The sequence below is a fragment of the Sinorhizobium fredii USDA 205 genome (assembly GCF_001461695.1).
GTDB classification, from domain to species: domain Bacteria; phylum Pseudomonadota; class Alphaproteobacteria; order Rhizobiales; family Rhizobiaceae; genus Sinorhizobium; species Sinorhizobium fredii.
In genome coordinates this window covers 1-6,977 of record NZ_AUTC01000031.1, presented here as the reverse complement: position 1 = coordinate 6,977, position 6,977 = coordinate 1, and the positions used below count along the sequence as shown (strand labels likewise).

The 6,977-nt window shown below is 57.3% G+C and carries 6 protein-coding genes and 2 pseudogenes; 6 read left to right on the top strand and 2 right to left on the bottom strand.

The annotated features are described in order from the left end of the window. Positions 1 to 355: 355 nt before the first annotated feature. From N181_RS04555 to N181_RS04530, 6 genes and pseudogenes are all read left to right on the top strand, one after another. On the top strand, positions 356 to 925 hold the full coding sequence (locus N181_RS04555) for a hypothetical protein (protein WP_037434479.1): 570 nt from the start codon (positions 356 to 358) through the stop codon (positions 923 to 925). Further along, entirely contained in the window at positions 922 to 1,491 is a 570-nt protein-coding gene (locus tag N181_RS04550) for a hypothetical protein (protein ID WP_234886008.1), read from the top strand. The genes N181_RS04555 and N181_RS04550 overlap by 4 nt, the downstream gene beginning before the upstream one ends. Before the next feature lie 256 nt (positions 1,492 to 1,747). Beyond that, positions 1,748 to 2,026 (top strand): hypothetical protein, encoded by a 279-nt coding sequence (locus N181_RS32880; RefSeq protein ID WP_100209468.1) that lies wholly within the window; start codon positions 1,748 to 1,750, stop codon positions 2,024 to 2,026. Between the two features lie 708 nt (positions 2,027 to 2,734). Beyond that, positions 2,735 to 3,046 (top strand): annotated as a pseudogene (locus N181_RS04540) (IS30 family transposase); the annotation flags it as partial. 510 nt (positions 3,047 to 3,556) lie between these two features. Next, positions 3,557 to 3,871 (top strand): sunset domain-containing protein, encoded by a 315-nt coding sequence (locus N181_RS04535; RefSeq protein ID WP_050994715.1) that lies wholly within the window; start codon positions 3,557 to 3,559, stop codon positions 3,869 to 3,871. Positions 3,872 to 3,903: 32 nt separating this feature from the next. Beyond that, positions 3,904 to 4,413: pseudogene (locus tag N181_RS04530) on the top strand (ATP-dependent DNA ligase); the annotation flags it as partial. Between the two features lie 1,434 nt (positions 4,414 to 5,847). Here N181_RS04530 and N181_RS35170 read toward each other — a convergent pair. Then, complete coding sequence (locus N181_RS35170; RefSeq protein ID WP_272949742.1) at positions 5,848 to 5,973, bottom strand: hypothetical protein; 126 nt, start codon at positions 5,971 to 5,973, stop codon at positions 5,848 to 5,850. 328 nt (positions 5,974 to 6,301) lie between these two features. Continuing rightward, positions 6,302 to 6,703 (bottom strand): hypothetical protein, encoded by a 402-nt coding sequence (locus tag N181_RS04520; RefSeq protein ID WP_050994716.1) that lies wholly within the window; start codon positions 6,701 to 6,703, stop codon positions 6,302 to 6,304. Between the last annotated feature and the right edge of the window lie 274 nt (positions 6,704 to 6,977).

Genomic DNA, 6,977 nt, shown 5'->3' with positions numbered 1-6,977 from the left:
CGGCCCGGGTCCACACCCGAAATTACACCAGCTTGACGGACGCTATCGTTCTTTCCGGGAAGACGACATGTTAGGCGCTTAGGGAAAGCCGCCGGTCCGCTTGCGGCCCCAGAGCCGACTTTCATCCCTCGTCTTGAGCGGATTCGAACCTGCGACGACGCTGATAAAGTCCCCAATGCTTTGAATATTCGTGAGATTCCCCATTGTCGGGTGAGTGCGTTGGGACGTGTCGCGCTGCCCGCTCGCGACTTCCCCAATCGCTTCGCGCTATTTAGAGCCCCCCGCACTTCGGGCTTTGACAACGACCAGACAATTGTACCTAGTGTCCTCGGTCCTAGGACAAAGGACAGTCATTATGAAGAGCCAAGACATAGTGGTCTTGCTGAAGCTGCTTAGCCTCCAAGACCAGGAACTCACGAAGGGTACAGATCACTTGCGGTCTGAATCTCTCGGAGGCGACCCCTATTCGGTGCGGAATCTCGAAGCGCTACTCGGGATTAGCAAAACTGAAATCGCGCAATCGATCAAGAGAAGCGTCGCTTCTGGGATTGCGCGGAAAGATAATCGCTCAAATGGACCTCGGCCACACAGGCGAAACCTGTTCGAATTCATCAGCCATGGGCTGCGGTTCGTGTTTCCCGCACAGGTGGGGCCGATGCAGCGCGGTGTCCCAACGGCGTTTGCCGCGCCGATGCTCGAAGGCCTTCTCGTCAGCGGTGGAACCTATGACTACGTCTGGCCCTACGCCGCCGGACGAGAGATGGGTCAATCGGTCGAGCCCCTTTTCAAAAGCGTGCCGGAGGCTGCTTTAAAAGACGAGAGACTTTATGAATACCTGGCACTGGTCGATGCGATTAGGCTCGGAAATCAGCGGGAACTTGGCCTTGTCACTCATCACCTCAAGTCGAGAATTATGAGCAAATGACAGCGATCCGCGATCAATTGCTAGAAATGCTCAAGGCGGTCGCCGCCGCCCTTGGCGAGGACCTGCGTGAACGCTTGGACTTCGTCGGCGGGTGTACCACTGCGCTATTCATTACCGACCCTATAACGCTGGAGGATGTTCGCGCCACCGACGACATCGATCTCATCGTTGATCTGACAGGCCAACCGGCGTGGGCACACCTCCAAGAAGAACTTCGACAGCGCGGTTTCATGGAAGCGGCCGACGAGGAGATGATATGCCGCATGCGTCTGGGTGCTCTCAAAGTCGATTTTATGCCCGACGACGAAACCATTCTTGGCTTCGGCAATCGCTGGTACGCGAAAGGCATCGAGACGGCGATGCAACACAAGCTTTCAGAAGACCTGTCCATTCAGGTGCTGACGCCTGCACTGTTTCTTGCCACGAAGCTCGAAGCCTTTGTCGGGCGCGGAAACGATGATCTTTTCATGAGCCGGGATGCGGAAGACATCCTTCTTGTAGTCGACGGAAGAGAAAGCCTCCTCGACGAAATTAACGCCGCAGAGCCCGACGTCCGGAGTTTATAGCGGGCCAGATTCACGCTCTGTTGGAGCAACCGGACTTCAATGATTTCCTTGAGGGCAATATCCGCAGTCCTGCCGGCCGCGCCGATATTGTGCGGGACCGCTTCGTCGCTATAAGCCAGAGTGCGGATGGGATCGCATGTGAACATTGAAGCTCTCTGGCTAAGCCAAAGGCACGCGGACCTCCGACAATCGCAATCATGCTGGGATCGGAATACGCAAGGGTGAGTTCTTGGGGTCGTGGTGGACGGATCCACGAATGGTGCAGCCAATGATGAGTATGCCCGGGCGATCGCAGATGTTGGTGGACTGGCTTGTCGAAACTGGAGCGGCGATAACCGCTGATCTGATGGTGAAGGCTCTCGGCCAGGTGCATGAGAATCTGCGTAAGCATTACCCAAGAGGATCCGCCAGCGTCCTCCTCATCCATGCAACTGGGCACAATTCCATCACCGTCTTTCATTCCGATGATTGCGTGCTTGGGAAACTCGACACGAACGATGGCATCAACTGGCAAACCAGCCCCCACATACCTTGACCAACGCCTTGGCCAAACTGACTTTGAAGGACATCGCGCAATCCCCACCCGCCACCTCCTGACGAGGAGCTTCCGCGCGCGGCGCTTCGAGCCTCCCGATATCGTCACGCACGCGGAGTTTTCGGGCTCTCTCTTGCTTGCCACTGACGGCTTCTGGGCCGAGCAGTCCGAGAAAGATCAAGCTAGGTTCCTCGGGGGCGACAAATCGTCAACAGAGACGGAACGCGACGATCGAAGCGTCCTGCTGCTGCGCCTTTCGTTAAGCGACCAACCCGAGTTCTCCGTTCACGATAAGTCCTCGGACAATCTCTATTGGCGAAACTAGAATCGGGTGCATAATTCCGGCGTCTGGAAACGCACCTTTGCAAAAATCGGACATTCCACCGGCTCGCCCTGCAAGCAGCAATTCGGATGATGGCCGGCTACAATTTTGGTCGAGTTCACGCAGCCGGGATGAAAATTTGGTGGCAGGTCCGGGAAAACGGCACACCAGGTACGTCCCCAACTGGACCGCTTAAGGTCGCAACAATCACGCGCCCATGTGCGCAGAGCAAGGCTCCAGTGGATACATGCGATCTTTTGAGCGCAAACGGTACATTCTAATTCCAAGTGCGACATGCCAATAAAAACAAAGGCTTCGCCTTGGAGATTTTTTGGATGTCGCTCTGTTATTCGCAGCTCACCCTTTCCGATCGCCGACACCGTCGCCGCGGCTCCCGCAAGCCCCGCGACGGCTTGATCCCGTTTGACTGCAGGATCAGCCAACGCCCTGAGTTCATTGCCGATCGATCGGAATTCGGGCACTGGGAAGGCGATCTGCTGATCTTCGAGCGCACGCTCGGGAATGCCAATGTCACCTCACTGGTCGAGCGCAAGAGCCGCTACACGGTGATGATCAAGAATGGTAGCCGCCACTCGCAGTCGCTCATCGACAAGATCGTCAATGCCTTCTCTCCCTTGCCGGCCTTTGCCCGTCAGAGCTTCACCTTCGACCGCGGTACCGAATTGCGAAGCCGAAGGCACCCCATTTTTTGCAGTCGGGATGCTCGCAATAGTGCACGTAAAGCGTCGTATCGTGTTTGGCCGCGCCTTGCTCGTCGCTCACGTCGTTACCTCATCCTGGCGCTCTGGGCAGGGCGACCAGCCGCGAGTGAAGCCCAGACCCGTCGCAATCTGAGCCAATGCTAGTTGCTCGCCCAGATGCTTCCAGTCGGCGAGCAGTGTGCGGATTGTCGCTTCCGCGTCTCCGCCATGCCAGGCAAGTGCTGATGCGACTTCATCCATCCACGCACCGAATTCGTCGACGTCGGCAGTTTGCCTTTCAGTAGGCATGACAACTCCTTCTCCGCGCACGCACGGAGTCCTTTACGCCTCAGGTTTCAGATTGGCGGCCGCAACGCGAATGTTCCTGTTATGTTCCGGCGGCGCTGAGAGTCAATCCGGCCCGCAGCCGTTGATTACTCCAATTGTGCAGCTTTTGCTAACTTGTGCCCTCTTCTACCATCGTCAGGCGAAATGCGGGAGGGTGGCATGATTTATCGACACGGCGACCGAAAGCAGCGACAGCCTTCTGCGCTTTTTGAAGCGCCGGGATTATTGGCCGCGGCGCTCGCGGTCGGCGCAGCCGGCGGCATCACCGTCAGCGACCTCCATGGTTTGTGGAACGGCTCAGGTGGCGGCTCCTGCAACATCAAGGGTAATGTCAGCATCACGGGAGAGAGAATTTTCCACGTGCCCGGGCAGGAGTATTACTCGCAAACTCGGATAAGTCCGGCATATGGGGAACGTTGGTTCTGTTCCGAACTTGACGCGTGGGCCGCAGGTTGGCGGAAATCGTTTCGCTGACGCTTTTGCGGCGCCGCCCGCTTTAATCTGCGATGGCCAGACTTTCATCAAAAAAGCCGCCTGAACACCCCCGGCCAGACCCTATGCCGGCGCGCTTGGATCCCTGCGTCGCTATGCTCGTCGACAGGCCCCCGAAAGGACCGGAATGGACCTTCGAGGTGGAATGGGACGGTTATAGGCTCGCCGTTCACATCGAGCCTGGCCGGGCGCGGATAATCACGCGCGGCGGATATGACTGGACAGAGCGATTTCCGACGATCGCCGACGACGCGCGCCGGCTCGCCGTGAAAACGGCCATCCTCGACGGTGAGGCCGTCGTGCTCGACGAGAAGGGCCGATCGGATTTCGGCATGCTGCAGCGGCTGCCGTCACCCTATGAAGCTGGCGCTATCATCCTCTTTGCCTTTGATCTCCTCTATTTCGACGGCCGCGATCTGCGGCGCGTGCCGCTCATCGGCCGACGGCGGCAGCTCGAGCCTATCCTTGCCGGCCGAGAACGTGCAATTCGCCTCTGCGAAGAGGTGGAGGCAGATGGAGAGGAATCAGCGGCGCCTCGAGCGTGAGATCGCCAGGCTGTCGGCGGTGAACGGAGGGGCTGCTGATCGCTGAGCAGAGAAGTGAGCAGTGTCCGACGGAGATAGGATTGCGGACACTGCTCTGTCTCTCGATATGGTCATTTCCAGGTATCGCCCAAGGAGGCGACGACTTACTAACCCAGAAATTGTAGAAACGTTCCAATCCGTGGCGAAAACCTAATGAAAGTTAGACGGCACGTTTTATCTCACAAGTTTGCCGGCGATTATTTGGCCCGCTTACCTTTCGCCGGTGTGGCACCACCAGACAAACATCACGCGCTCCCCTTCGTCTCGCTACCTTCGTCCAACTCATGGAAGGGCAGAAAGCCGTATCCCTCCAGCCATTCGCGAATGATGAGGCGGATTAGCTCGTGGCCACGGCGAGCGCCGCCTCAACATCGTTGTCGAAGGTCCTCAGAGCTTGACTATCAGCGTGCTTATGCCGTTCCCGTGAGCACTGTTATTGTTTACGAGCCACGCTTCAATTGTGCCTGGACACCCCTCGCTGACCCACTGCCCGCGATAGGAGAAACCATAGGATGAGCGACTATTCGCGTATTGCCCTTCATCTTCGCTGCGCGCGTTCATCCCTCATTTGTGAAACTTCTCGGGATACTTCTTCTTCGCCTTTTGAAAGCTCACGTCTGCCTCCCACGCAATAAGACGGTAGGGGTCTCACAGCGCAGGTAGCAGTCAAGGATTAGGGGTGCCGCCCCAAACGGGTTGCCCGCTCACCCGCTGACTCACCTCGACTCTGGAGCGGACGCGCGGCATTTTTCGCGCGAGAGGGGAAAATAATGGGGAACGTGGTCGGCTTCGATCCAGGCAAGCATCGGAATGCGCCGCATCAGTCTAGGCCCCGCGCGCCGCGACGACCCCCCAAAGGAAAAGCTGTTGGATTCCCGGCATCGTCATAACAATGGCGATCGCGCTCTTTCCATTTGTCAGTACGTGTCGACTATCCCCGCTGCGACATCAAAGGAAACATCAGCATCTGCGGAGGGATCTGCTAGATGCCGAGGCCTCCGCTGAAGCCACTTCGAGCGCGAGAGGAACGCGCGCCGAAAGTGCACCTGGCGCGAGCTTCAGGAAGAGTTCCCCGAGGGCAAGGTCGTCACGATCGCCGCCTCGCATCGCCTCGTCGGAGGCATGCTGGCGACCGTCCTCGACATCACCAGCAGAAACACGGTGAAAACTCTTGTGGAGACGCTTTCAGGTCTTGTCCGTGTCGAAGTTCGTCTTAAACTAATTGACTACGTCGCTTAATCTCCCTGCAACCATTGGTGATTTTCAGGCTGTTCTGATCGCGAACCTCGATTAGAGCGAACTCTCGCCGGGCCTTAGGGAGGACGCCACCGCCTCCCGCCATAGCCGCATATTGCCGAAATTCTGATCTTCTCCTCAACGATCCTGCATTTGCGCGTCGGGCAGGTAGACCTTGGATCCGACGCGCTTTCCATCGAGTAAGGATCCCTCGACCAATAGATAGGCCGATATACCGAGGATGGAGAGCAGTAGAATGCTCACCGGCAGTCCTGCTGAAGAGCGATGATCAGGTTCTTGGAAGTTCTTTCGACCCAACATGGCCGGTACCATTTTGCACATACGAGAGCGAGGCCGTTTCGCGGGCTCTTCCCGCCAGACGGCCTGACTGGTCAACAAAGTTCGAAGCTCTGTAGCAAGTTGGGATTATACCACGCTCGCCGGAGCGCCGCGCGGGATCACAGGTGGTGAGGCAGATGGCTGCCGCAACTTGTTCTCCATATGTTCGTAGCTAATTCAGGCGCACAAAAGCCGCCCAACTGAGGTGAGTCCGGACACGTCGGCCTAGAGCAGCCCGGTTAGCTTGCCGGTCTCATAAGCTGGATCTAGGCAACCTCCCCACGACATCGAAGCGGGAGCAGGTGCTGGCAGCCGGCACGATATCCAGCTTATCACCGACCTGGTATCCGTCCTCGGGCACACCGAGCGTCACCGACGCCTCGCAAGAATAGGTCTGTCCTTTGTGCGACCTGGTAAACACGATTGTGCCCACCGTGATGGTCTCGCTGCGCCCCGTGTCAAAGCCTCCCCGCGTCCTAACAGCCACGTTTCTATCGGCAACGCTGGTAACGGTTCCGACAGAGTGAGAGAAGTTGTTCACGCGCCAAGTCTGAAAGGCATAATAGAGAGCGAAGGAGATCGCTGCACTGCCGAGAAGCATGCCAGAGAACGCAAAGCGGAGAACCTTTCGGTCTTTATCAACAACGTCAGTCATTTGCGCCCCTCGATTGAGGCGCAACCTAAACCAACACTCGGGCTCAGCCAAGCGGTGAGGCAACAAGTAATTGCGATCACCCGATGACCGCCGTATATGCGGTAGGGTGGTCGCCTCCAATTCATTTAAGGCTCGTAGTCGGAGAGAAATGGAGAAGCTTGGCCGTTGATCGGGTCTGACCTTGCCCCGTTGAAATAATCCATTTTGAAGTAAGCTCTGGCCCATTGTAAGGTGCTCCCCGTCTTTGGATCGCCCCGAGCCGGAACTTTCGGGG

Excerpts from the sequence above, each read along its gene's own strand:
- N181_RS04555 (WP_037434479.1), top strand. The coding sequence starts at position 356 with ATGAAGAGCCAAGACATAGTGGTCTTGCTGAAGCTGCTTAGCCTCCAA.
- N181_RS04550 (WP_234886008.1), top strand. The coding sequence starts at position 922 with ATGACAGCGATCCGCGATCAATTGCTAGAAATGCTCAAGGCGGTCGCC.
- N181_RS32880 (WP_100209468.1), top strand. The coding sequence starts at position 1,748 with ATGGTGCAGCCAATGATGAGTATGCCCGGGCGATCGCAGATGTTGGTG.
- N181_RS04535 (WP_050994715.1), top strand. The coding sequence starts at position 3,557 with ATGATTTATCGACACGGCGACCGAAAGCAGCGACAGCCTTCTGCGCTT.
- N181_RS04520 (WP_050994716.1), bottom strand. The coding sequence starts at position 6,703 with ATGACTGACGTTGTTGATAAAGACCGAAAGGTTCTCCGCTTTGCGTTC.